The organism is Halomonas sp. E14 (genome assembly GCF_052568415.1).
In genome coordinates this window covers 3464726-3487108 of sequence record NZ_CP199423.1, presented here as the reverse complement: position 1 = coordinate 3487108, position 22383 = coordinate 3464726, and the positions used below count along the sequence as shown (strand labels likewise).

Below are 22383 nucleotides of genomic sequence, written 5' to 3'. Positions count from 1 at the left end.
TCGACGTACCTGGAACCGCCAGACGGTGCCGGGGCTCACCAGCGGATCAGCACCCAGTGCGGCACCGCCACTCGATCACCCTCCTGACGCACGAAATTGCCGTCACCGTCGTGGTCGACGAGGAAATAGCCGGGCCCTTGGCTTGGGCGTATCTCGATGGCGTAGAGCTGGCCGTTGACCCGGTATTCGCGGATGGTGCGGTCCTGCTCCTGGCGAATGGTGATATCGGGCGTGATATCGGTCGAGCTCTGGGCCAGGGCGGGTGCGGTCGATGCCAGGCCAAGCCCGAGGGCAAGCAGGGTGACAGCCAGAATGCGAGGATAGGCGTTCATGTTGGCCTCCGAAGACCATGCGGCGATCGTGACACCGGCAGGCGCTGGCCTGATCCCCTCACGAAGCGTTCGTCCGCGAGAGTTTCATCAGCCCGCCGGGCCAATGCCTCCCAGTGTATGCCGTTGGACAGCACGATCCCATCGATGGCGGCATTTGCGATGCGCAATGCGTATCATGGCTGATCAGGATCACATTTTCTTGCACAGACCCAACGGATGCCCGATACATGGCCGACACGCCTATCGTTCTCGTCGACGGTTCGTCCTATCTCTACCGCGCCTTCCATGCCCTGCCGCCGCTGACCACTTCCAGCGGCCAGCCCACCGGTGCGATCAAGGGCGTGCTCAACATGCTCAAGCGGCTGATCAAGGACTACCCCGACAGCCCCATGGCGGTGGTTTTCGACGCCAAGGGCAAGACCTTCCGGGATGAGCTTTTCGAGCAGTACAAGGCGCAGCGTCCGCCGATGCCAGACGACCTGCGCAGCCAGGTGGAGCCGCTTTACGCCTGCGTGCGTGCGCTGGGCCTGCCGCTGCTGTGCGTCGAGGGCGTGGAGGCCGACGACGTGATCGGTACCCTGGCACGGCTTGCCACCGAGGCCGGCCGCGACGCGGTGATCTCCACCGGCGACAAGGACATGGCGCAACTGGTGAATGCGCACATCACCCTGGTCAACACCATGAAGGACGAGACTCTAGACGTGGCCGGGGTCGAGGCGAAGTTCGGCCTGCCACCGGCGCTGATCATCGACTTCCTGGCGCTGATGGGCGACAAGGTCGACAACATCCCCGGGGTGCCGGGGGTGGGCGAGAAGACCGCGCTGGGCCTGCTGCAAGGCATCGGCGGTGGGCTCGATGCCATCTACGCCGACCTGGAGCGAGTCAAGACGCTCGACTTTCGCGGTGCCAAGACGCTGCCCAAGAAGCTGGAGGAGCATCGCGAGATGGCCTATCTCTCCTACCAGCTGGCGACGATCAAGACCGACTGTGAGCTGCCGGTGGGACTCGACGACCTCGACATTGCCCACCCCGACCGCGAGGCGCTCAAGCGGCTCTATGCCGAGCTCGAATTCAAGGCCTGGCTGTCGGAGCTGCTCGAAGGGCGTGACGAAGGCGTCGACGACGTGGCCGGCGGTACGGCCCCCGGCGCATCGGCCGATAGCCCGCCGATGGTCTCGCAGGCTGCGGGCGACGATGTGCCGGCCGGCGTGCCGCTGTGCCACAACCACCTGATACTGACCCAGGCCGAACTCGACGAGTGGCTGGCGCGGCTAGGTAAATGCGAGGCCTTCTGCTTCGACCTCGAGACCAACAGCCTCAACTACATGGACGCCGAGATCGTCGGCGTGGGGCTGGCGCTCGCGCCTGGCGAGGCGGCCTACGTGCCGCTGGCCCACGACTATCTCGACGTGCCCGACCAGCTCGACCGAGCTGCGGTGCTCGCCGCCCTAAAGCCGCTGCTGGAGGACCCCTGCCGCGGCAAGATCGGCCAGAACCTCAAGTACGACATCTCGGTGCTGGCCAACTATGACATCCAGGTGCGCGGGCCGCTGACCGACACCATGCTCGAATCCTACGTGCTCAACTCCACTGCCACCCGCCACGATATGGATTCACTGGCGCTGAAGTACCTCGGGCACAAGACGGTGAGCTTCGAGGAGATCGCCGGCAAGGGGGCGGGCCAGCTCACCTTCAACCAGATCGCCTTCGAACAGGCCGTGCCCTACGCCTGCGAGGACGTCGACGTGACCCTGCGGCTGCACTGTGCGCTGCGCCCGCGCATCGAGGCAGAGGGGCGCCTGGCCGAGGTGCTGGACACCCTCGAGCGGCCGCTGATCCCGGTGTTGTCGCGCATCGAGCGTACCGGCGTGGCGATCGACCCGGAGCGCCTGCATGCCCAGAGCCGCGAGCTGGCCGAGCGTATCCGCGAGCTGGAGAGTCGCGCTTTCGAGCTGGCCGGGCGCGAGTTCAACCTCGGCTCACCCAAGCAGCTCGGCGAGATCCTGTTCGAGGAGCAGAAGATCCCGGTGCTCAAGAAGACGCCCAAGGGAGCGCCCTCCACCGCCGAGGCGGTGCTCGAGGAACTGGCGCTGGACTACCCGCTGCCCAAGGTGATCATGGCGCATCGCGGCCTGGCCAAGCTCAAGTCGACCTATACCGACAAATTGCCGCGGCTGGTCAACAGGCGCACCGGCCGGCTGCACACCAGCTATCACCAGGCGGTCACCGCCACCGGGCGACTGTCGTCGAGCGACCCCAACCTGCAGAATATTCCCATCCGCACCGAGGAGGGGCGCAGAATTCGCCAGGCCTTCATCGCCCGGCCCGGCTACCGCATCGTCGCCGCCGACTACTCGCAGATCGAGCTGCGCATCATGGCGCATCTGTCCGAGGACGCGGGGCTGCTCACCGCCTTCGCCGAAGGGCGCGACATCCACACCGCCACCGCCGCAGAAGTGTTTGGCGTGGCGCTGGAGAGGGTCTCGGGCGAGCAGCGGCGCAGCGCCAAGGCGATCAACTTCGGGCTGATCTACGGCATGAGCGCCTGGGGCCTGGGCAAGCAGCTGCACATTGAGCGCAACCAGGCACAGACCTATATCGACCGCTACTTCGACCGCTACCCCGGCGTGGCCCGCTACATGGACCGCATTCGCGCCCAGGCCGCCGAGGACGGCTTCGTCGAAACCGTGTTCGGTCGGCGTCTCTACCTGCCGGAGATCCGCTCGCAAAACCGCGCCCGGCGCCAGGGCGCCGAGCGCACCGCGATCAACGCGCCGATGCAGGGTACCGCGGCGGACATCATCAAGCGTGCCATGATCGAGGTCGACGGCTGGCTGCAGGAGAGCGCCTTCGATGCCTGCATGGTCATGCAGGTCCACGACGAGCTGGTGTTCGAGGTGGCGGAGGGGCAGGTCGATGAGTTTATCGGTGAAGTGAAGGCGCGCATGCAGGCTGCCGCCGAACTCAGCGTGCCGCTGATCGTCGAGGCCGAGAGTGGAGTGAACTGGGACGAAGCCCACTAGCCCTTCCGCTTGTGACGCTGCTCTCTCCTTCCCCATGCTAGTTCAATAAAAAACGCCACCGCGGCTGCGGTGGCGTTTTCGTTTCAGGCTTGCCGGCTAAGGCTTAGCGCCAGCCGGCGCGGTCGGAGACGCGTACCGCCTCCGGGTTGTTCTCGCCCAGGATGCTGATGTTGAGCTCGTCCATCTTCAGTTCGCCCCAGGACTTGAGCGTCTCGTCCATGTTCACGCCGCTGACCACCGGGTACTCGTAGTTGCCGGCAGCGAAGATCTCCTGCGCCTCGTCGGAGGCCAGGAACTCGAGGAAGCGGATCGCATTCTCGCGGTTCGGTGCCGTGGCGACGACGCCGGCGCCGCCGACGTTGACGTGGATGCCGCGGTCATCCTGGTTGGGGAACAGGATGCCGACCTTGGCCGCGACCTCGCGGTCGGCCTCGTTATCGGAATTGATCAGGCGTACGTAGTAGTAGTGGTTGGCCACGGCCAGGTCGCACTCGCCGGCGGCGACGGCGCGAATCTGGTCGGTGTCGCCGCCCTCGGGCTGGCGTGCCAGGTTGTTGACGATGCCCTTGGCCCACTCCTCGGCGCCTTCCACGCCGTGGTGCTCGATCATGGCGGCCATCAGCGACTGGTTGTAGATGTTGTTCGACGAGCGAATGCACACCTCGCCCTGCCAGCGCGGATCGGTCAGATCCTCGTACGTGCTGATCTCGCTGGGGTCGACGTTCTCCGGGTTGTAGAAGATCGCCCGCACGCGCTGGCTGAAGCCGAACCACTTGCCTTCCGGGTGTCGCATGGATTCCGGCAGGCGCTCGGCGAGCACCTCGGATTCGACGCCCTGGAAGATGCCTTCCTGCTCGGCGCGCCACAGGCGGCCAGCGTCGACGGTGATCATCACGTCGGCGGGGCTGGCCACGCCCTCGCGCTGGATGCGCTCGATCAGCTGATCGGAGTCGCCTTCCAGCAGGTTGATCTTGATTCCGGTCCGCTCGGTGAAGGCCTGGTAGAGCTGCTCGTCGACATCGTAGTGGCGTGCCGAGTAGAGGTTGACCTCGTTGGCTGCTACGGTAGTGGCAAAGGCCGAGCCGGCCAGTACGGCGGCGAGCGGAGCGACGAGACGATGATGACGCATGGAGTGACCTCGCGGACCTGATGGAGTGGGTGAGTCGAGTTAATGATAATGCTTTGTATTACGTTGAGCGCTATTGAAGCGCTTCCCGATTTGGCCGTCAAGCCTCCAGCGCAGAGTTCCAGGCGTCCGCATGCAAGCCGCTCACGCCGGACTGACCCGAAGCAAGAAAATGTGGAAAAGGTGGCAAATGCGATTAAATTTCAAACGTGTTTGCTGGACATTTCGGGTAGGATAAGGCCTACCCATTCTTGACCAAGTCGCCTGCCCTATGACTAGCCAATCGAAGCCAATGGACGTTGCACACTCACCCTACCGTCAGCCCTCCGCGCTGACCATGGAAGGCGTGCATCACACTTTCGGAAGCCTCGCTGCCGTCAAGGGCGTCGACCTGGACGTGGCGCCGGGCGAGGTGGTCTGCCTGCTGGGGCCCTCGGGCTGCGGCAAGACGACCCTGCTGCGCATCGCGGCGGGGCTTGAGGTCCTGCAGCAGGGCCGGGTGACCCTGAACGGCGGCGAGATCGCCGTGCCCAAGGGGCGCCACGTGCCGCCGGAGAAGCGCAATGTCGGCCTGGCCTTCCAGGACTCGGCGCTGTTTCCGCACCTCACGGTGCTCGAGAACGTCACCTTCGGGCTGAAGCACGAGCCGGCGCGCCAGCGCCGCGAGCGAGCCCTTGCCCTGCTCGAGCAGCTTGGCATGGCGGCCTATGCCGACACCTACCCGCACATGCTCTCCGGCGGGCAGCAGCAGCGCGTGGCGCTGGCGCGCGCGCTGGCACCGGCCCCGCAGCTGATGCTGCTCGACGAACCCTTCTCCAGCCTCGATGCTCGCCTGCGCGATCGCATCCGCGACGACACCCTGCACGTGCTCAAGAAAGTCGGCGCTGCCACCCTGCTGGTCACTCACGACCCCGAGGAGGCCATGTTCATGGCCGACAGAATCGCGCTGATGCGCGACGGACGAGTGGTCCAGATGGGTACGCCGCGCGAGCTCTACTGCGCGCCCTGCGACCCCTTCGTGGTGGCTTTCTTCGGTGAGGTGAACGAGCTTGAAGGCGTCGTGCAGGGAGGGCGGGTGCAGACCCCGGTGGGGTCGGTGGAGGCCGGCTGGCTAGCGGAGGGAAGCCGGGCGCAGGTGATGATCCGCCCCGAGGCGCTGCGCATCACCGAGCACTTCGAGCCTTCGCCGGAGCACCGCTATAGCCATGTGATCATGGCCAAGCTGCTCGGGCGCAGCAGTCTGCTGCATATCTGCGCCCACGGCGAGGATGGCAGCGAAGCCCACCTGCACGCCCGCGTTCCCGGCGTGTTCCTGCCCGCCGAGGGGCAGCGGGTGGACATTCACCTCGATCTCTCCCAGGTCTTCGTCTTCCCGTCACCGGCTGCCTGAGCCGGGTCGGGAGCGGCGCATCGCCATGCTCAGCAGGATCACCGGCAGGATGCCGACGATGACGATGGCCAGCGACGCCGTCGACGCCTCGGCGAGGCGCTCGTCCGACGCCAGGCTGTAGGCCCGCACCGCCAGGGTGTCGAAGTTGAAGGGGCGCAGGATGATGGTTGCCGGCAGCTCCTTCATCACATCGACGAAGACCAGGATGCCGGCGGCGATCAGGCTGCCGCGCATGATCGGCGTATGCACGCGCTTGAGCGTGCCGGCCGGGGTCTGACCCAGGGTGCGCGAGGCGGCGTCCATGCTCGGCGTTACCTTGCCCAGGCTCGCCTCCACCGTATTGAACGACACCGCCAGGAAGCGCACCACGTAGGCGTAGACCAGGATGAACGCCGTGCCGCTGAAGATCAGCCCCACGATCTTGCCGTAATTGGCGTGCAGCCAGGTGTTGAGGGTGCTGTCGAGCCAGGCGAAGGGAATCAGGATGCCCACCGCGATCACCGAACCCGGAATGGCATAGCCCATCGAGGCGATCCGCGTGGCGATGCGGGTCAGCGGGCTGTCGTGCAGGCGTACGCCGTAGCTCAGTATCACCGCCAGCCCCACCGCGACCACCGAAGCGATCACCGCCAGCAACAGGCTGTTCCAGGCAAAGTCGAGGAAGCGAGTGCCCAACAGGGCGTCGCCCTTGGCGATGGCCATCTGCAGCAGCAGGCCGCTGGGAATCAGGAAGCCGATCAGCACCGGCAGCACGCAGGCCAGGAAAGCGCCGGCGGCGCGCCAGCCGTGCAGGCGATACTCCGGCAGCTGCTGATAGCGGTTGGTGGTGTGGAAGTACTTGCGCTTGCCGCGCGACCAGCGTTCGAGCAGCACCAGCAGGATCACGAACAGCAGCAGGCAGGCGGCTAGCTGGGCGGCGGCCACGGGTTCGCCCAGGCCGAACCAGGTGCGATAGATGCCGGTAGTGAAGGTGTCGACGCCGAAGAACTGTACCGCGCCGAACTCGTTGAGCGTCTCCATCAACACCAGCGAGACCCCGCCGACGATGGCCGGGCGCGCCAGCGGTACGGCCACGGTGGCGAACAGTCGCCAGGGTCCGCGCCCCAAGGTACGGCCGACGTCGAGCACGCATACCGATTGCTCGAGGAAGGCGGCCCGGGCCAGCAGGTAGACGTAGGGGTAGAGCACCAGGGTGATCAGCGTGGCGGCACCGCCGAGCGAGCGGATGTTGGGGAAGTAGTAGTCGCCGCGCCCCCACTCGAAGAACTCACGCAGCCAGGTCTGCAGCGGCCCCGAGAACTGCAGGAAATCGGTATAGGCATAGGCGATCACGTAGGTGGGTACCGCGAGCGGCAGCAGCAGCGCCCATTCGAAGATCCGTCGCCCGGGGAAGCGGCACATCACCACCAGCCAGGCGGTGCCGGTGCCGATCACCATGGTGCCTAGCCCCACCGTCACGGCCAGATAGAAGGTGTTGCCCAGATAGCGTCCCAGCACGGTACTGACGAGATGCTGCCAGACGCCCTCGGTCGGCATGAAGATATGCGCCAGCACCACGATCACCGGCAGGGCGACGAACAGGGCGACAGTGAGGATCAGCAGCGTCCAGGGGCTGAGTCGACGTGACACGCCGGCAAGCGCGGTAGTTGCGGGTCGGAACAAGCGAGAACTCCTTCACTGGCCGGGGTGACAGCGCAGTAATGCGAGGCGGTGACGATTGGAAATGATATCAGTTGCTGCATTTGGCTGCAGCTCGGCCAGCTGACGGACATCAATAAAAAGGCGCCCGCATCGAGCGATGCGGGCGCCAGTGGCCGGCGGCAGTGGCGGTGTGCTACGAGCTACGAGTAGCCGAGCAGCGTCGAAGGCAGACCCGTCACCAGCACCGGGAAGAACGCCATCAGCAGGCACGCCAGCAGGATCAGCGCCACGAAGGGCACCACCGCCTTGTACAGGTCGACGATCTCCACTCCCTTGGGCGCCACCCCTTTCAGGTAGAACAGCGCGTAGCCGAACGGCGGGGTCAGGAACGAGGTCTGCAGCACCACCGCCACCATCACCACGAACCACAGCACGTCGACGCCCATCTGGCTGACGATCGGCAGCATGATCGGGAAGCTCAGCAGCACGATGCCGGTCCAGTCGAGGAACATCCCCAGCAGGAACACCAGGAACAGCATCAGGATCAGCGCACCCACGGTGCCGCCGGGCATCGCCAGCACCAGGTCGCTGATCACCGTCATGCCGCCGCCGCGGGAGAACACCCCGGTGAAGGCGGTGGCGCCGACCAGCACCAGCATCACCATGGTGGTGGTCTTGCTCGCCTCGATCAGGGTGTTGAAGCAGGTCTTGAGCTTGCGGTCGCCGAAGATCAGGAACAGCAGGAAGGCGATGCCCACGCCGATGGCCGAGGCCTCGGTGGCGGTGGCCACCCCGGTGAACAGCGCCCCGAGCACGCCCAGGATCAGCGTCATCGGCGGCAGCACGTACTTCACCAGCATCATCAGCAGCTGGCCGGTGGAGACGTCGGCACGCTCCTCGGCGGGCACCACCGGGCCATATGCCGGCTTGATCAAGCAGATCACCAGCACATAGAGGGCGTACATGGCGCCCAGCATCAGCCCCGGCACCAGGGCGCCGGCGAACAGTGCGCCCACCGACACCGGCGAGTAGCTGGCCATCAGGATCAGCATGATGCTGGGCGGAATCAGGATGCCCAGACAGCCGCTGGCCATGATCACCCCGGTGCTGAGCTCCTTGTTGTAGCCGTACTTGAGCATCGGGGCCAGCGCGATCATGCCCATCACCGCGATGGAAGCGCCGACAATGCCGGTGGTGGCGGCAAGCAGCACCGAGACGATGACCACCGTCAGCGCCAGGCCGCCGCGCAGGTTGGCCAATAGCAGGCGCATCGCCTCGAACATCTTCTCGGTCACGCCCGAGTCGTTGAGGAAGCGTGCCATCAGCACGAACAGCGGAATGGCGACCAGGACGTAGTTGTCCATGGCGTTGCCGTAGATATTGTTGATGATGGTGCCGAGCACGCGCTCGCCGGGGCCCAGGTAGGCGCCGATCACGGCCACGCCGCCCAGCACGAAGGCCAGCGGATGGCCCATGAACAGGCCAATCAGCAGCCCGCCGAACATCACCAGGGTGAGCAGTTCGGGACTCAGGTTCATGCGGCTCTCTCCTCCCGCAGCTGCTGGATGGCACGAATCACGATGGCAACGGCCTGGAGCAGGATCAGGAAGGCCGCCACCACGATGACGCCCTTGACCGGATAGACCGGTAGCGACACCACGCCGTAGGTGGTCTCGAGGCGGCTGTAGGAGCGCATGAAGAAGCTCCAGCCGAACGTCAGCAGCATCCAGATGAACGGCACGAAGAAAATCAGGTAGCCGAGGATCTCGAGCACCGCCTGCTTGCGCCGCGCGAGCAGGCGCTTGAGCACGTCGACCTCGACGTGGGCGTGATGGCGCAGGCCGTAGGCGGCCATCAGCATGAAATGGGCGCCGAACAGCATCTTGGTGATGTCGAAGGCCCAGTCGCTGGGGCGACCGGTGAAGAAGCGCAGCGCTATGTCATAGAGAACGATCAGCGTGATGACGGCGATCAGGGGCGCGATGAGCCGCCCGAACAGCTCGTTGAGCGTATCGATCGCCTTGGCAATCGCATTCATGGAAAGTCTCCGACGTCGGAACGAAAGCCGCCCCGGCAGTGGGGGGCCGGGGCGGCAGGCATGTGCCTTACAGGCAGGCTTCGATCTCTTCCAGAGACGGCAGGTTGTCCATGGTGCGGCTCATGTTGAACGGTGCCGAGATGTCACGCCAGCTAGCGTAGTGCTCCAGGTAACTGATCATGGAGTGGTAGACCTTGGCGTGGTCCGGGTGCTCGCAGGCGCCGCGCACGATTACCTGGTTGGTGATCTCCTGGATGCGCGCCAGCTCTTCGTCGGCCAGCTGGTTGATCTGCACCCCGGCTTCGATGAAGTTTTCAGTGCCTTCGGTGGAGCCGCGCTCCGACCAGGCCAGCGACCAGGCCATGGTGGCATCGGCGGCGATCTTCAGCTTCTCCTGAGTCTCCTCGGAGAGGGCGTCCCAGGCATCCTTGTTGATCATCACCCCGAACACGCTGGCTGACTGGTGCCAGCCGGGTACGCTCCAATGCTCGACCACCTCGGCGAAGCCGGCGTTGTAGTCGACGCCCGGCGTGGAGAATTCGGCGGCATCCACCACGCCGCGCTCCACCGCCTGATAGATCTCGCCGCCGGCCAGGTTGACCTGGGAGCCGCCGAGCTGCTCGAGCACGCGGCCCTGGTCACGCCCGGAAAGGCGCAGGCGCTTGCCGTCGAGGTCGGCCAGGCTCTGGATCGGCGTGCGGCCCATGAAGCCGGACTCATTGTTGGTGATGCCGTAGGGCAGGTAGACCATGTTGTACTGGCCGTAAATCTCCTGGTAGAGATCGAAGCCACCCCACTGCTGGATCCAGTTCAGGTAGTCCACCCCGTTGAACAGCATGGTGGTGGTGGCCAGCGGAGAAAATGCCGGGTTGCGGCCGGCCCAGTAGCCGGGCCAGTCGCCGGCGGCTTCGATGCTGCCGGTCTCGGTGGCGTCGAACACTTCGGTTGCGGGCATCAGCGTGCCGCCGGCGCGGAATTCGATCCGCACTTCGTCACCGGCCAGCTTGTTGACCAGGTCCGCCCAGTGGCGGTCGATCTGGATCAGATCCAGATTGTCGGGCCAGGTGGAGGTCATGGTCCAGCGCTCCTGCGCCTGGGCGGAAGTAGCGAAAGCCGCCAGGGCAATACCGGCGGCCAGGCCGGTCAGCGCAAACCTTGTCTTTATCGTCATGTCATGCTCCCGTTGTGGATCTTGTTGTGCGTATGGCAAGGACAGCCCGCGAACTGCATCGGCATGGCGGCGAGCCGGCGCGGCACCGTGCAGCCTGCGGTGGCAAGAACAAGCTAGCATGGCCAAGCCGCCGGTAGCGATATCTTGCACGGGCCGCTGTTCAACCCTGGTGCGCTCCGCCGTGCAAGTGGTCAGACCACCATGTGCCCAATGAAAATCAACATGTTGCTGTATTTTAAGAAAACCTGTGATGAACTGGCACAGGGCAGGGTGGTGTGTCGAGCGCAGAGGCTAAGACCAAAGTCTAGGCGGTACGGCAGGAACGCCGTTGCTGCTCCCTGTCGGCCGGAAAAAAGACAACCCAAGCGTATGGGAGGGCGTGGATGACCCCACGGGCTTGCGCCGACATCCTGCAGTGGGCGGGCGAGCTGGCGTCTCGCGGCTGGCGCGGCCTGCTGTGGCTGGCTGCCGACGAAGAAGAGGCCGAGCGACGGGCGGCGGCGCTGTGGCAGGCCGGTGGCTGGCGCTCGCCCTGCTGGATCGCAGCGCAACCGCCCGCGACGATGCCGTCGGTGCAGTGGCTGCCGCCCGGCAAGGCTCGCTCCCGGCTGGGCGGGGAGCACGACCTGCTCGTGTTCGATGCCCAGGCGGCGTCTCCCTTCGATGCGGACGCCTTCGGTGCCCTGAGCGGAACGCTGCGGGCCGGCGGCCTGCTGGTGCTGCTGACGCCGCCCGGCTGGGCCCTGGAGGGTGCCGCCCAGCAGGCGGCCAAGCTGACCCCCTACCACCGCCGGCTTGCCCGGCGGCTAGCCGAAGCCGAAGCGGTGGCGCACTGGCACGGCGATGCGCCCCTGCGGCTGCCTGCGCTGTCCGCCGGCGTGGCGCCGCCGGCATCGACGCCGCCGGGCGACTGCGCCACGCCCGACCAGGCTGAGGCGGTGCGCGGGCTGGTCGGGCTGAAGCGCCGCCGTCCGCTGGTAATCACTGCCGACCGCGGGCGTGGCAAGACTGCGGCGCTGGGCATCGCCTGCGCCCGGCTGCTCGAGGCTGGCGAACGCGAGATCCTTGTCACCGCGCCGCGGCTCGAATCGCTGGCCGCCCTGTTCGAACGCCTGGCGGTGCTGCGCCCCGAGGGCGCCTGGCAGCCCCCGTGCTTTGTCGATGCCGGCGGCGGGCGGGTGGTATTCGTCGCCCCCGATGCGTTGACCGCCCGGGTTGAGTGTGGCGAGGCCGGAGGGGCGGGTACGCGGCTGCTGGTCGACGAGGCCGCTGCCATTCCCGCTGCGCTGCTGGGGCAGTGGCTGGCGGCATTTCCACGCATCGCCTTTGCCACCACCGTGCACGGCTACGAAGGGTCGGGGCGCGGCTTTGCCCTGCGCTTCCGCGACCGTCTTGCCCGCCAGGCTCCCGACTGGCGTGAGCTGCACCTCGACACCTCGGTGCGCTGGGCGCCCGGCGACCCGCTCGAACGCCTGGTGGCGCGGCTGCTGCTGCTCGACGCCGAGCCGCCGCCCGCCGCCGACGCCGCGGAGCCGCTGGCCTGCCGCCAGTGGCGCGGTGCGGAGCTGGTGCGTGAGGAGGCGACCCTGCAGGCACTGTTCGGCCTGCTGGTGCAGGCCCACTACCGCACCACCCCCGGCGACCTGTGCCGCCTGCTCGACGCGCCCGACCTGAGCCTGACGACCCTGAGTGCGGCCGGGCAGGTCCAGGGTGTGATGGCCTGCAGCGACGAGGGGGGCTTCGACAGCCGGCTGGCGGATCAGGTGGCCCGCGGTGAGCGCCGCCTGCCGGGGCACCTGCTGGCGCAGTCGCTGGCGGCCCATGCCGGCTGCCGCGATGCGCTGACCGCCCGGCTGCGGCGCATTCAGCGCATTGCCGTACATCCGGCGCGGCGCCGTGAGGGGCTTGGTGCACGCCTGCTGCAGGAGGCCGGCGAGGCGGCCCGGCATGAAGGCATCGATTTGTTGGGGGCGAGCTTCGGTGCCGAACCGGGGCTGATCGCCTTCTGGCAGGCCCAAGGTTTTCGTGCGGTACGGTTGGGGCTCTCGCGCGAAACCTCTACCGGCGAGCACGCCCTGATGGTGGTGCGGCCGACCAGTGCCGGCGGTAAGGCCCTGGCCGAGCGGCTGGCCGAGCGCTTCCACCGCCTGCTGCCGGCGCTGCTGGCGTTCGAACTGCGCGGGCTGGAGCCTCGGGTGGCGGCGGCTCTGCTGGGCGAAGGGCCGGCGCCCGAATTGAGCGACGTCGACCGCGAGGCGATCGCCGACGTCGCCTGGGGGCGGCGCGAACCGGCGCTGGCACGCCCGGCGCTGCAGACACTGCTGCAACACGCGGCGCGGCGCGGCGAGTGCGACCCGGTGCTGCCCTGGCTGGTGGCCTGGGCCTTCCAGGGGCGCGATACCGACTGGCTGGGCGCACGGCTGGGCGCGAAAGGGCGCCGCGACGTGCACGATCGGCTGCGTGCCGGTATCGCCCACCTGGCCGAGCCACAAGGCATCGTGCGGGCTTTCCCAGCGCGCGGCGGCTAGGTAAGGTAAGCCGGATACCCTGCTGAAGAGTCGTCATGAACGAGCATCTCGAACACCTGAACCCTCAGCCGCTGTGGCGCCATTTCCGTACGCTGTGCAACACGCCGCGCCCTTCCGGCCATGAAGCCGAGCTGGTCGAAAAGCTCGAGCGCTGGGCTGAGTCCCGCGGGCTGGCCCATGACCGTGACGCCTTCGGCAACCTGCGGCTGCGCAAGCCGGCCAGCCCCGGGCATGAGCAGGCGCCGGGCGTGATCCTGCAGGGCCACCTCGACATGGTGGCCCAGGCCAACGCCGATGCGCCCCACGACTTCACCCGTGACCCCGTCGAGACCTACGTGGCGAACGGCTGGCTGCATGCCCGCCACACCACGCTGGGTGCCGACAACGGCCTGGGCGTGGCTGCGGCCCTGGCGCTCCTCGAGGACGACAGCCTGGTCCACGGTCCGCTGGAGGCGCTCTTCACCCTGGAAGAAGAAACCTCCATGGGCGGAGCGCTCAACCTGGCTGAAGGCTGGCTCGAAGGCCAGGTGCTGCTAAATCTCGACTCCGAGGATCGGGGCGAGGTCTTCATCGGCTGTGCCGGCGGCGCCGATATCGTGGTCGAGGTGCAGCTGCCCACCGCCGCGCTGGCCGGCGATGAAATGGCGGTGAGCCTGGCGCTGACCGGCTTGGTCGGCGGCCATTCGGGGATCGACATCCACCGCGGGCGCGGCAATGCCAACCGCCTGCTGGTGCGCGTGCTGCGGGCGCTGGAAGCCTTCGATGCCCGGCTGGTGGCCTATCGCGGCGGCACGCTGCGCAACGCCATCCCGCGCGAGGCCTTCGCTACCCTGGCGATTCCGGCCGCCGAGTTCGCAGGCGTCCAGGCCCGCGTGGCCGCCCTGGAGGAGACGCTGCGCGCCGAGCTGAGCGGCGTCGACGAGGGGCTTGCGCTGTGCGTGACGGCGGAGCCGCACCAGCCGGAGCAGGCGCTCAACGCGCATGCCAGCAGCATGCTGCTGGCGGCGCTCCACGCCGCCCCCTGCGGCGTGGAGCGCATGAGCCAGGCGATGCCCGGCGTGGTCGAGACCTCCAACAACCTGGGGGTGGTGACGCTGGAGAAGGGGCGCTTCCACCTCTGCGCCCTGGTGCGCTCGCTGCGCGACAGCGCCGCGGCGGATATCGCCGAGCGCTTTCGTGGCCTGTTCCAGCTGATTGGAGCGCGCACCCGCGTCGAGCACGCCTACCCCGGCTGGACGCCCGACCCCGGCAACCCGCTGCTGGCGCGCTTCTGTGCGCTGCATCGCCAGCGGCTGGGCAGCGATCCGGCGGTGAAGGTGATCCACGCCGGGCTCGAGTGCGGCATCCTGGCCGGCAAGTACCCTGGGCTCGAGATGATCTCCTTCGGCCCGCTGATCCGTGGCGCGCACTCGCCGGACGAGCGCGTGGAGCTGGCGTCGGTGGAGGAGTTCTGGGAGCTGCTGCGAGCGCTGGTGGCCGACCTGGCCGGTTCGCCCCGCCAGGCTTGAAACCGGCGTGCCGCCCGGGCGGGCGGCACGCGCAAGCCCTGGTCAGGCCCGCTGGCGGCGGTGCGGGCCTTCGGCGACTTCCTCGACCAGCTTGGCGCAGAAGGCGTCCAGGTCGTCGGGCTTACGGCTGGTCACCAGCCCGCTGTCGACGACCACCTCCTGGTCGACCCACTCGGCGCCGGCGTTGCGCAGGTCCTGCTTGACCGAAGGGTAGGAGGTCATGCGGCGTCCCTTGGCCACGCCGGCGTCGATCAGCACCCAGGGGCCGTGGCAGATGGCGCCGACCGGCTTGTGCGCTTCGAAGAAGCCGCGGGTGAAGGCGAGCGCCTGGTCGTCCTGGCGCAGCGTATCGGGGTTGAACAGGCCGCCGGGCAGCACCAGGGCGTCGTAGTCGTCGACCCTGGCGTCGGCGAGCTGCCTGTCGACAGCATGGCGCTCGCCCCAGTCGCTGCCGGCCCAGGCCCGAATGTTCGACTTGTCCGGTGCAATCACATGCACCGTGGCGCCTTCGCGCGCCAGTGCCGCCTTGGGTTCGGTGAGCTCCGACTCCTCGAAGCCGTCGGTTGCCAGGATGGCGACGCTCTTGCCTTTCAGTTTCTCGCTCATGGGCTACCTCCTTGCAAGCAGTGTGAGCCGGCTTGGCCGGCCTGGTGGCGAGTGGCCTTCGCCTGCTTCTTCAAGCGTCGTGGCGGACGGCGCGGGTCACAAGGGGGCGAGCGTTGCGAAACGTCAAGGCACGATGACGATGTGTGACAGAATGTGGCCGTAGCCGGGTGCGGCCCGGCTACGAAAGCGAATCAGCCCAGGTAGGCGTTGAGCATCCAGACCGTCTTTTCCTGCTCGCGAATGTAGTCGCCGGCCTGGGCGGCGGTGCCTTCGTCGTCGGCATCGGAGGCCAGCGCCAGGATCTCGCGCTGCAGTTCAATCAGGGTCTGATACCCCTTGAGCACGCCGCGCACGCAGGTCTCGCCGTCCGACACGTGCTTCTCTTCCTGAATCTGCGCCATGGCCACATAGTCGCTGTAGGCGTGCACCGGCTGGTGGCCCAGAGTGAGGATGCGCTCGGCGACCTCGTCGACCTTGGTCAGCAGGTCGGTGTAGAACTCCTCGAACTTGGTGTGCAGCTCGAAGAACTGCGGGCCCTTCACGTTCCAATGGTAGCCGCGCACGTTCATGTAGAAGATCTGGTAGTTGGCCAGCAGTACGTTGAGCTTCTCGGCCAGCTGGCTGGCGCTGCCCTTGTGCAGGCCGATGGGGTTGGTATCACTCATGCTTGTCTCCTCTTCGGTAGGGAAGCGGTCATTGTAGGGAAGCTGGCACCAGTGTAAGCGGACCGGGCCCGGGGGCTAAGCAAAAATTGGCCATGGCCGCCATAGGCCCAGCCCATGAGGTGGCCGCGCCGGCGAGCCGTTCAAGGCCCGCCCTTGCGGGAACCCAGGGCGCTGGCGAGACTCTGAGTGAGGCGCAGGCGCCGCCCGGTGTCGCTTGCGCTGCTCTACGCTGTGCGTAGACTCGAGCAACCTGGATGGGAGATGGCTCAATGCGCCTGTGGTGGCTCACCCCTTGGCTGATCATGCTGGCAGGCTGCCAGGCGGCGCCCAGCGTGCTGCCTGCGGCCGAACCGCGGCCGGCGCCGGAGTGCCGCTGGGAGGCGGGCGATACGCCCGCGCCCGACTGGGTGCGGCGAGCGCTGACGGCGCTGGAGAACGAAGGCTTCGTGGTGCGCCACACCGCGCTGGGCCTCGGCTTGGTCAGCGCCGATCGCACCCAGGTGCTGCCCGCCTACGGCGACTTCCACGACGACTGGGAGGGCAGCGGCTTCTATGGCGGCTACGGTGTGGGCGTGGGCGGTGGGCGCGGCGGCTTCTCCACCGGGCTGATGATCGGCTTCGGTGGCGGTGTCGGCAGCGTCACCCGCGATGCCACCCGCCTGGAGCGGGTCTCGCTGGTGGCCGACGCCGACTGGGTGCGCCTCACCCGTGACATCCAGGTCATCGACTGGCGCGGCGACCTGCGCGAGACCCGCAGCGCCAGCGATGCCGACTTCTGCCTGCGCCTGCGTCAGGTCATGACCGCCACGGCCGCGCCTGCGGTCGGGGAGGGGCCATGAGAGCCCTGCTGGCCCCCCTGGCGCTGCTGCTGACGCTGTGGCTGAGCGGCTGCGCCGCGACTGGCGCCCCGGCGGCCGAAACGCGCGAGCTCTCGCTGGCCGCACCTCCCGAGCAGGCCATGCAGGCCACTCTTGGCCTGCTGATGGAGCAAGGCTATGTCATTCGCCATGCCGACCCGGGGCTTGGGCGGGCGGATGCCGCACTGGCGCGCTGGCCGGGCTATCGGGTGCGGCTGAGCGTGATACCCGAAGGCGAAGGGGCCCGCGTCGCCCTGAGCGCCACCCGGGGCGGGCAGGCCCTGCCGCCCCATCTGCTGGACCCCCTGCTGGCGGCGCTCCAGGTCAGGCTCGGACTCGCTCCGGGCTTCGCCGACGCCCCTCCGTGACACGATGAGTAGGCAACACATGAATAGACGGAACTGCCTGGTTTCTTGTGCCCGGCGCTGGTCGGGAAAGCGGCTTGCCCTGTCACTCGGCCTGCTGGCTCTGCTGGGGCCGCCGAGCCTCGCGCTGGCCCATCCGCATGGCTGGATCGACGTGCGCGTGCGGCTGCTGGTCGACGATGAAGGCCGCCTTGAGGGCCTGCACCAGGCCTGGCGGATGGACCCCTTCTACAGCCTGGTGCTGCTTGAGGAGCTCGGCCGCGCCGACGAGGGCCTGGAGGCGGCCCTGGACCAGCTTGGCGGCGAGATACGCGGCAACCTGGCGCCGTTCGATTATTTCACCGAGCTGCACCTCGACGGCGAGCGCATCGCCTTGGGCGAGGTCAGCGAGTACACCGCGATGGAACGCGGCGGGCGCATCGAGTTCGTCTTCCTGCTGCCGCTGGCCTCGGCGCAGCCACTTGCGCAGCGTAGCCTGAGCTACCAGATCTTCGATCCCACCTATTACCTGGAAATGGTGCACGAGGCGGAGGGCGAGACGCCGCAGGAGACGGCCCTGACGGTGAGTGGCTCGTTGGCCTGCAGCACGCGGATCGTCCCGGCCCGCCCCGACCCGGAGCGGGTCATGGCGGCCGCCATGCTCGACGTGACCGACGAGGCCGAGCCCGGCCTTGGCCGCTACTTCGCCGAGACCGGGGAGGTGGCATGCGAGTGACCCTGAGAGCCGCGCTGCTGGGCGGTGTGCTGCTGCTGGCGCTGCTGCTCTATTACCTGGTCGTGATGGGAGGGCTGCAGGCGCTGAGCTTCCAGCTGGTGGTCTGGCAGCGTGAGCTGCACCGTGCGCTGACCCTGGCCATTACCAACTTCTCGGGCACCCCGTCACCGGCTGCCTGGGCCGCACTGCTGGGCGTCAGCTTCGGCTACGGGGTCTTCCATGCCGCCGGGCCCGGCCACGGCAAGGCGGTGCTGGCCACCTACCTGGTGTCCCAGGGCGGGGCGCTGCGCCGGGCGCTGACGCTCTCCTTCGCCGCCTCGCTGCTGCAGGGGCTGGTGGCCATCGCGCTGGTCGTGGTGCTGGTGCATGGACTGGGCTGGGTGACCCGCCAGGCCATGGGCAGCGTGGTCTGGGTGGAGCAGGCCAGCTTCCTGATGGTGGCGCTGTTGGGCGCTTGGCTGTGTTTGCGGGCGATTCGCCAGCTGCGCCGGTCGGCGGCCTACTCCGCATCGGCGCCCGCGTTCCAGCCCGTGGCGGCAACGTCGTTCGCCCCGGTGGCCCACGGACATGCGCATGTACACGGGCATGGTCACGATGGCCACTGCTGCGGCGGGCATCATCACGTCGCGCCGGAGCAGGCACGCGACTGGCGTACGGCGCTGGCCACGGTGGTGGCCATCGGCATGCGCCCCTGCAGCGGGGGTGTGCTGCTGCTGGGCGCGGCTACGCTGCTGGGGAAATTTGCGGTGGGGGTGGCTGCCGTGATGGTGATGGCGCTGGGCACGGCGCTCACGGTCTCCGCCCTGGCGCTGGCCAGCGTGGTAGCGCGGGGCTGGGCCGAGCGCCGCCTGGTGCGCCAGCACAATGCCCAGCGTGCCGGGCGCCTGCTGGGCTGGGCGGCGCTGGGCGGTGGCCTGGCGATCTTCGCGCTGGGTATATCGCTGTCGATCACCGGGGTCAGCCAGCCCACCTCCGTTCCGCTGCTGGGGGAACCGCCTGCGCGCAGCGCGAACGGCGAAGCACCCCGGCCGTCGCCGTTCGGGGGCGGCTGATCAGCGCAGCAGGTCGCTGCCATCGAGCTGCGCCAGCAGCGGATCGCGCACCTCGGCCAGGGTATCCAGGTCGTAGGGCTCTGCCTGGCCGTGGCCCCACACCGGGCCGGGCCAGGCGGGATCGTCACGCCGCCGGGCGACGACATGCACATGCAGCTGGGCGACCACGTTGCCCAGCGTGGCGATGTTGATCTTGTCGCAGTCGGTCATTTCCTTGAGCAGCGCCCCGAGTCGGGTGGCCTCATGCCAAAGCTGGCGCTGGTCGGCGTCGTCGAGGTCGAAGACTTCGCTTACGTGGTCGCGGCGTGGAATCAATAGCAGCCAGCAGTAGCGGCGGTCGTTCATCACCCGCAGCTGGCACAGCGGCAGCTCGGTGACCGGGTAGCTATCCTGCGCCAGGCGTTCGTCCAGGGCGAGATCGTGCATGGTGCTTTCCTTCTCATGGGTCGTGTTGGTTCATCATGGCACAGCGGGCGGACGGCCCCGCTGCCTCGCGTCGCGTTACTGGGTGCTAGATTGAAGGGGTGGGAAGCGTTCCATCACCGAGGAGTGAACCATGAAACGGATGCTGCTGCTCTTGCTGGTTGTACTGGTCGGCCTCTCGCTGCTGAGCGGCTGCAATACCATGCGCGGCATGGGGGAGGACATCGAACGTGGGGGCGAGGCCATTCAGCGGCAGGCGAGCTGACCTGGTTGTGCAAACTCGGGAATTCGCTGTTACGCTTGAGTAGGCCCTTGCTTTTGCCAAGGAATGGATACCCGACTCTTTCAAGGAGAATGAACCATGAAAAAAGCGATCGCCCTCAGCTTCGCCCTGCTGATGACCGCCGGTGCCCTGGCAGGCTGCAACACGATGGAAGGTGCCGGCCAGGACGTCGAGCGCGGCGGTCAAGCCGTACAGGATGCCGCCCGCTGATACGTCGCCTTGGCCTGGCTATTTAAGGGCGCGCCGCTTCGGCGCGCCCTTTGCTGCCTGTTACACTTCCCTCCCTTTCCCTCCTCGAGACACTCCAATGCTCCTGCCTTTCCGGTTCTCCCTGGCCAGTGCCAGCCTGGTTTTGCTGGTCGGCTGTACGTCTGCCACCTCCTCCTCCGTTCCGCATGAGCCGGCGCCGCTGCCGCCGCGGGTCGAGGCGCGCGAAGATAGCTGCGGTGCGGGCCGCGTGCAGGATCGGGTCGGCCGCGCGTATGACGAAGGCCTGGGCCAGGCGATTCTCGAGGAGAGTGGGGCCGCCACGCTGCGCGTGATGCGCCCGGGGCACGCCTATACCCTGGAGTACCGCGACGACCGTATCAATGTGCGCGTCGACGACAACGAAGTGATCAGCGACATCGGCTGCGGCTGACGCTCGCCGAGCGGAGAGCGTGCCTCAGGCGGAGCGGTGCTCGGCCTGGGTGCGGCGCTCGGCTTCCTCGGCCTGCTTGCGCAGGGTCTTGCGCAGCGCCGCCTTCTCGAAGCGCAGCTTCTGCAGCGGGGTCGTCAGTTCAAGCGGCGGCACCGGCGCGGGCTGGCCGTTGGCGTCCACGGCGACCATCGTCAGGTAGCAGCTGTTGGTGTGGCGGATCACCTTGTCGCGGATGTTCTCCGCCACCACCTTGATGCCGATCTCCATCGACGAGCGGCCCACGTGGTTCACACTGGCCAGGAAGGTGACCAGCTCGCCGACGTGGATCGGCTGCTTGAACAGCACCTGGTCGACGGAGAGGGTCACCACGTAGTGGCCCGAATAGCGGCTGGCACAGGCATAGGCCACTTCGTCAAGCTTCTTCAGGATGGCGCCGCCATGCACCTTGCCGCTGAAGTTGGCCATGTCGGGGGTCATCAGCACGGTCATGATCAGCTCGTGCTGTCCGGGCAGCGGCGTATCTTCCATGGCGTTCTCCTCATTGAAGGGGTTGCCTCCCGCGCCGAAGCGCGGCGCGGGAGGCGGCGGCTCAGAACCAGGTCAGACCCACCGAGATGATGATGCCGGTCAGGAACAGCTGGATCAGGCAGAAGCCCATGATGTCCTTGGCTTTCAGCCCGGCGATGGCCAGCACCGGTAGCGCCCAGAACGGCTGCAGCAGGTTGGTCCAGGCGTCGCCCCAGGCCACGGCCATGGCCACGCGAGCGACATCGACGCCGAGCGCCTCGGCCGCCGGCAGCATAACCGGCGCCTGTACCGCCCACTGGCCGCCGCCGGAGGGCACGAACAGATTGACGATGCCGGCGCTGATGAACGACCAGAAGGGCAGCGAGGTTTCGGTGGCGAACGAGATCAGCGCCTGGGACATGGATTCTGCCAGGCCAGACTGCACCATGATGGCCATGATCCCGGCATAGAAGGGGAACTGGATCACGATCCCGGCGCCGCCCTTGATCGCCTCGTTCAGGCTCTCCAGCAGGCTGCGCGGGGTGCGGTGCAGCACGATGGCCAGGAACAGGAACATGAAGTTGACGATGTTCAGATTCAGCCCGCCGCCGCGCAGCATGAAGTGGTCGAGCAGGAAAATCACCCCCGGGATGCCCACCAGCCAGGCCAGCGTCACGCTATTTTCCAGGCGCTCGGCTGGCCGGCCAATGCGCACCCGCGTGGCGGGAGCGTCGTCCAGCAGCTTGGGATCGACGTAAACGCTGTCCTTCTCATCGGGCAGCATCATGCGGTTGACCAGCGGGATGGCCACGAACAGGCACACCACGATGGCGAGGTTGAAGAAGGCGAAGATGGTGGAGCCGGTGCCGATCACGCCGATCTGTTCGGCGCTGAAGTGGCCGTCGGTGGCGATGGTCAGCGGGATTGAGCCGGCCAGGCCGCCATGCCATACCACGAAGCCCGAGTAGGCGCTGGCCACCAGCAGGCGATAGTCGACCCGCACCAGGCGCGCCAGCTCCTTGGCGAACAGCGCCCCCACCACCAGGCCGAAGCCCCAGTTGATCCAGCTGGCCAGCAGCGAGACCAGGGTGACCAGCAGGATCGCCTGGCCGGCGTTGTTCGCCAGCGCGGCGATGCGCTGCAGCAGGCGCTTGACCGGCGGCGAGCTGGCCAGCATGAAGCCGGTCACCAGCACCAGCAGCATCTGCATGGAGAAGGTCAGCAGGTTCCAGAAGCCGTCGCCCCAGAAGCGCATCACCGCCAGCGGTGTCTGGCGCTCCACGGCAATGGCCGCCACCGCGGCAATCACGGTCAGCAGCAACACGAAGATGAAGGGGTCAGGCAGGTAGCGCTCGACAAGCCGTACGGCCGGCCGGGAAAGGAACTTGAGCATGGCGGTATTCGCTTCTTCTAGTGAGGTTGTTGAGGCGTTTGGCGAAGCTACAGGAAAAAGTAGCGCAGGCCTGGGGCCTTGCGCTGCTTTCGATCAACGGTGCCGACCCCGCCGGGGATT

At 67.4% G+C, this 22383-nt stretch carries 22 protein-coding genes; 11 read left to right on the top strand and 11 right to left on the bottom strand.

Going from position 1 to position 22383, the window contains the following annotated elements:
* Positions 1-35: 35 nt before the first annotated feature.
* Complete coding sequence (locus tag ACT7B3_RS16375) at positions 36-332, bottom strand: DUF2782 domain-containing protein (protein WP_445158675.1); 297 nt, start codon at positions 330-332, stop codon at positions 36-38.
* Between the two features lie 227 nt (positions 333-559).
* Between ACT7B3_RS16375 and polA the strand changes: the two genes are divergently transcribed.
* Positions 560-3355, top strand: a complete 2796-nt coding sequence (gene polA / locus ACT7B3_RS16370) for a DNA polymerase I (protein WP_445158674.1) — start codon at positions 560-562, stop codon at positions 3353-3355.
* Positions 3356-3458: 103 nt separating this feature from the next.
* Here the strand turns inward: polA and ACT7B3_RS16365 are convergent, their stop codons facing one another.
* Positions 3459-4484, bottom strand: a complete 1026-nt coding sequence (locus ACT7B3_RS16365; RefSeq protein ID WP_445158673.1) for a Fe(3+) ABC transporter substrate-binding protein — start codon at positions 4482-4484, stop codon at positions 3459-3461.
* A 289-nt stretch (positions 4485-4773) separates the two neighbouring features.
* On the opposite strand from ACT7B3_RS16365, the gene ACT7B3_RS16360 reads away from it, so the two are divergent.
* A complete protein-coding gene (locus tag ACT7B3_RS16360) occupies positions 4774-5871 on the top strand; it encodes an ABC transporter ATP-binding protein (RefSeq protein ID WP_445158672.1) in 1098 nt (365 codons plus the stop codon).
* Here the strand turns inward: ACT7B3_RS16360 and ACT7B3_RS16355 are convergent.
* The 4 genes from ACT7B3_RS16355 to dctP all read right to left on the bottom strand — a co-directional run bounded on the left by ACT7B3_RS16355 (position 5857) and on the right by dctP (position 10721).
* A complete protein-coding gene (locus ACT7B3_RS16355; RefSeq protein WP_445158671.1) occupies positions 5857-7533 on the bottom strand; it encodes an ABC transporter permease in 1677 nt (558 codons plus the stop codon). The genes ACT7B3_RS16360 and ACT7B3_RS16355 overlap by 15 nt on opposite strands.
* Before the next feature lie 179 nt (positions 7534-7712).
* The gene (locus ACT7B3_RS16350; RefSeq protein WP_445158670.1) at positions 7713-9050 is read right to left on the bottom strand and encodes a TRAP transporter large permease; all 1338 of its coding nucleotides are present in this window, start codon (positions 9048-9050) and stop codon (positions 7713-7715) included.
* Positions 9047-9550 (bottom strand): TRAP transporter small permease subunit, encoded by a 504-nt coding sequence (locus ACT7B3_RS16345; protein ID WP_444679175.1) that lies wholly within the window; start codon positions 9548-9550, stop codon positions 9047-9049. Before ACT7B3_RS16345 ends, ACT7B3_RS16350 begins: the two co-directional genes overlap by 4 nt.
* Positions 9551-9617: 67 nt before the next feature.
* Positions 9618-10721, bottom strand: coding sequence for a TRAP transporter substrate-binding protein DctP (gene dctP / locus ACT7B3_RS16340; RefSeq protein WP_445158669.1), 1104 nt, complete (start codon positions 10719-10721; stop codon positions 9618-9620).
* A 383-nt stretch (positions 10722-11104) separates the two neighbouring features.
* Between dctP and ACT7B3_RS16335 the strand changes: the two genes are divergently transcribed.
* Together ACT7B3_RS16335 and ACT7B3_RS16330 are read left to right on the top strand one after the other, a co-directional pair.
* Positions 11105-13249, top strand: coding sequence for a tRNA(Met) cytidine acetyltransferase TmcA (locus ACT7B3_RS16335; RefSeq protein WP_445158668.1), 2145 nt, complete (start codon positions 11105-11107; stop codon positions 13247-13249).
* A gap of 35 nt (positions 13250-13284) precedes the next feature.
* Complete coding sequence (locus tag ACT7B3_RS16330; RefSeq protein WP_445158667.1) at positions 13285-14757, top strand: aminoacyl-histidine dipeptidase; 1473 nt, start codon at positions 13285-13287, stop codon at positions 14755-14757.
* 42 nt (positions 14758-14799) lie between these two features.
* On the opposite strand, the gene ACT7B3_RS16325 is transcribed toward ACT7B3_RS16330, so the two are convergent.
* Both ACT7B3_RS16325 and ACT7B3_RS16320 read right to left on the bottom strand, forming a co-directional pair.
* Positions 14800-15363: a type 1 glutamine amidotransferase domain-containing protein gene (locus ACT7B3_RS16325; RefSeq protein ID WP_444679180.1), complete on the bottom strand. Its 564-nt coding sequence runs from the start codon at positions 15361-15363 to the stop codon at positions 14800-14802.
* 191 nt (positions 15364-15554) lie between these two features.
* Positions 15555-16028, bottom strand: a complete 474-nt coding sequence (locus ACT7B3_RS16320; protein WP_444679181.1) for a Dps family protein — start codon at positions 16026-16028, stop codon at positions 15555-15557.
* A gap of 269 nt (positions 16029-16297) precedes the next feature.
* On the opposite strand from ACT7B3_RS16320, the gene ACT7B3_RS16315 reads away from it, so the two are divergent.
* From ACT7B3_RS16315 to ACT7B3_RS16300, 4 genes are read left to right on the top strand one after another with little or no spacing between them, the layout of a single operon-like run.
* Positions 16298-16867 (top strand): hypothetical protein, encoded by a 570-nt coding sequence (locus ACT7B3_RS16315; RefSeq protein WP_445158666.1) that lies wholly within the window; start codon positions 16298-16300, stop codon positions 16865-16867.
* Positions 16864-17253, top strand: a complete 390-nt coding sequence (locus ACT7B3_RS16310; protein ID WP_445158665.1) for a hypothetical protein — start codon at positions 16864-16866, stop codon at positions 17251-17253. Before ACT7B3_RS16315 ends, ACT7B3_RS16310 begins: the two co-directional genes overlap by 4 nt.
* A 19-nt stretch (positions 17254-17272) precedes the next feature.
* The gene (locus ACT7B3_RS16305) at positions 17273-17965 is read left to right on the top strand and encodes a DUF1007 family protein (RefSeq protein WP_444679184.1); all 693 of its coding nucleotides are present in this window, start codon (positions 17273-17275) and stop codon (positions 17963-17965) included.
* Positions 17956-19017 (top strand): nickel/cobalt transporter, encoded by a 1062-nt coding sequence (locus ACT7B3_RS16300; protein WP_445158664.1) that lies wholly within the window; start codon positions 17956-17958, stop codon positions 19015-19017. Before ACT7B3_RS16305 ends, ACT7B3_RS16300 begins: the two co-directional genes overlap by 10 nt.
* Here the strand turns inward: ACT7B3_RS16300 and ACT7B3_RS16295 are convergent, their stop codons facing one another.
* On the bottom strand, positions 19018-19443 hold the full coding sequence (locus tag ACT7B3_RS16295) for an HIT family protein (protein ID WP_444679186.1): 426 nt from the start codon (positions 19441-19443) through the stop codon (positions 19018-19020).
* A 130-nt stretch (positions 19444-19573) separates the two neighbouring features.
* Between ACT7B3_RS16295 and ACT7B3_RS16290 the strand changes: the two genes are divergently transcribed.
* From ACT7B3_RS16290 to ACT7B3_RS16280, 3 genes are all read left to right on the top strand, one after another.
* Complete coding sequence (locus tag ACT7B3_RS16290; protein WP_444679187.1) at positions 19574-19705, top strand: entericidin A/B family lipoprotein; 132 nt, start codon at positions 19574-19576, stop codon at positions 19703-19705.
* Positions 19706-19801: 96 nt separating this feature from the next.
* Positions 19802-19933, top strand: coding sequence for an entericidin A/B family lipoprotein (locus ACT7B3_RS16285; protein ID WP_444679188.1), 132 nt, complete (start codon positions 19802-19804; stop codon positions 19931-19933).
* A 97-nt stretch (positions 19934-20030) separates the two neighbouring features.
* Entirely contained in the window at positions 20031-20363 is a 333-nt protein-coding gene (locus ACT7B3_RS16280; RefSeq protein WP_444679189.1) for an I78 family peptidase inhibitor, read from the top strand.
* A gap of 24 nt (positions 20364-20387) precedes the next feature.
* Here ACT7B3_RS16280 and ACT7B3_RS16275 read toward each other — a convergent pair whose 3' ends face one another.
* Both ACT7B3_RS16275 and ACT7B3_RS16270 read right to left on the bottom strand, forming a co-directional pair.
* Positions 20388-20891, bottom strand: a complete 504-nt coding sequence (locus tag ACT7B3_RS16275; protein ID WP_444679190.1) for an acyl-CoA thioesterase — start codon at positions 20889-20891, stop codon at positions 20388-20390.
* A 61-nt stretch (positions 20892-20952) separates the two neighbouring features.
* The gene (locus tag ACT7B3_RS16270; protein ID WP_444679191.1) at positions 20953-22263 is read right to left on the bottom strand and encodes a short-chain fatty acid transporter; all 1311 of its coding nucleotides are present in this window, start codon (positions 22261-22263) and stop codon (positions 20953-20955) included.
* Between the last annotated feature and the right edge of the window lie 120 nt (positions 22264-22383).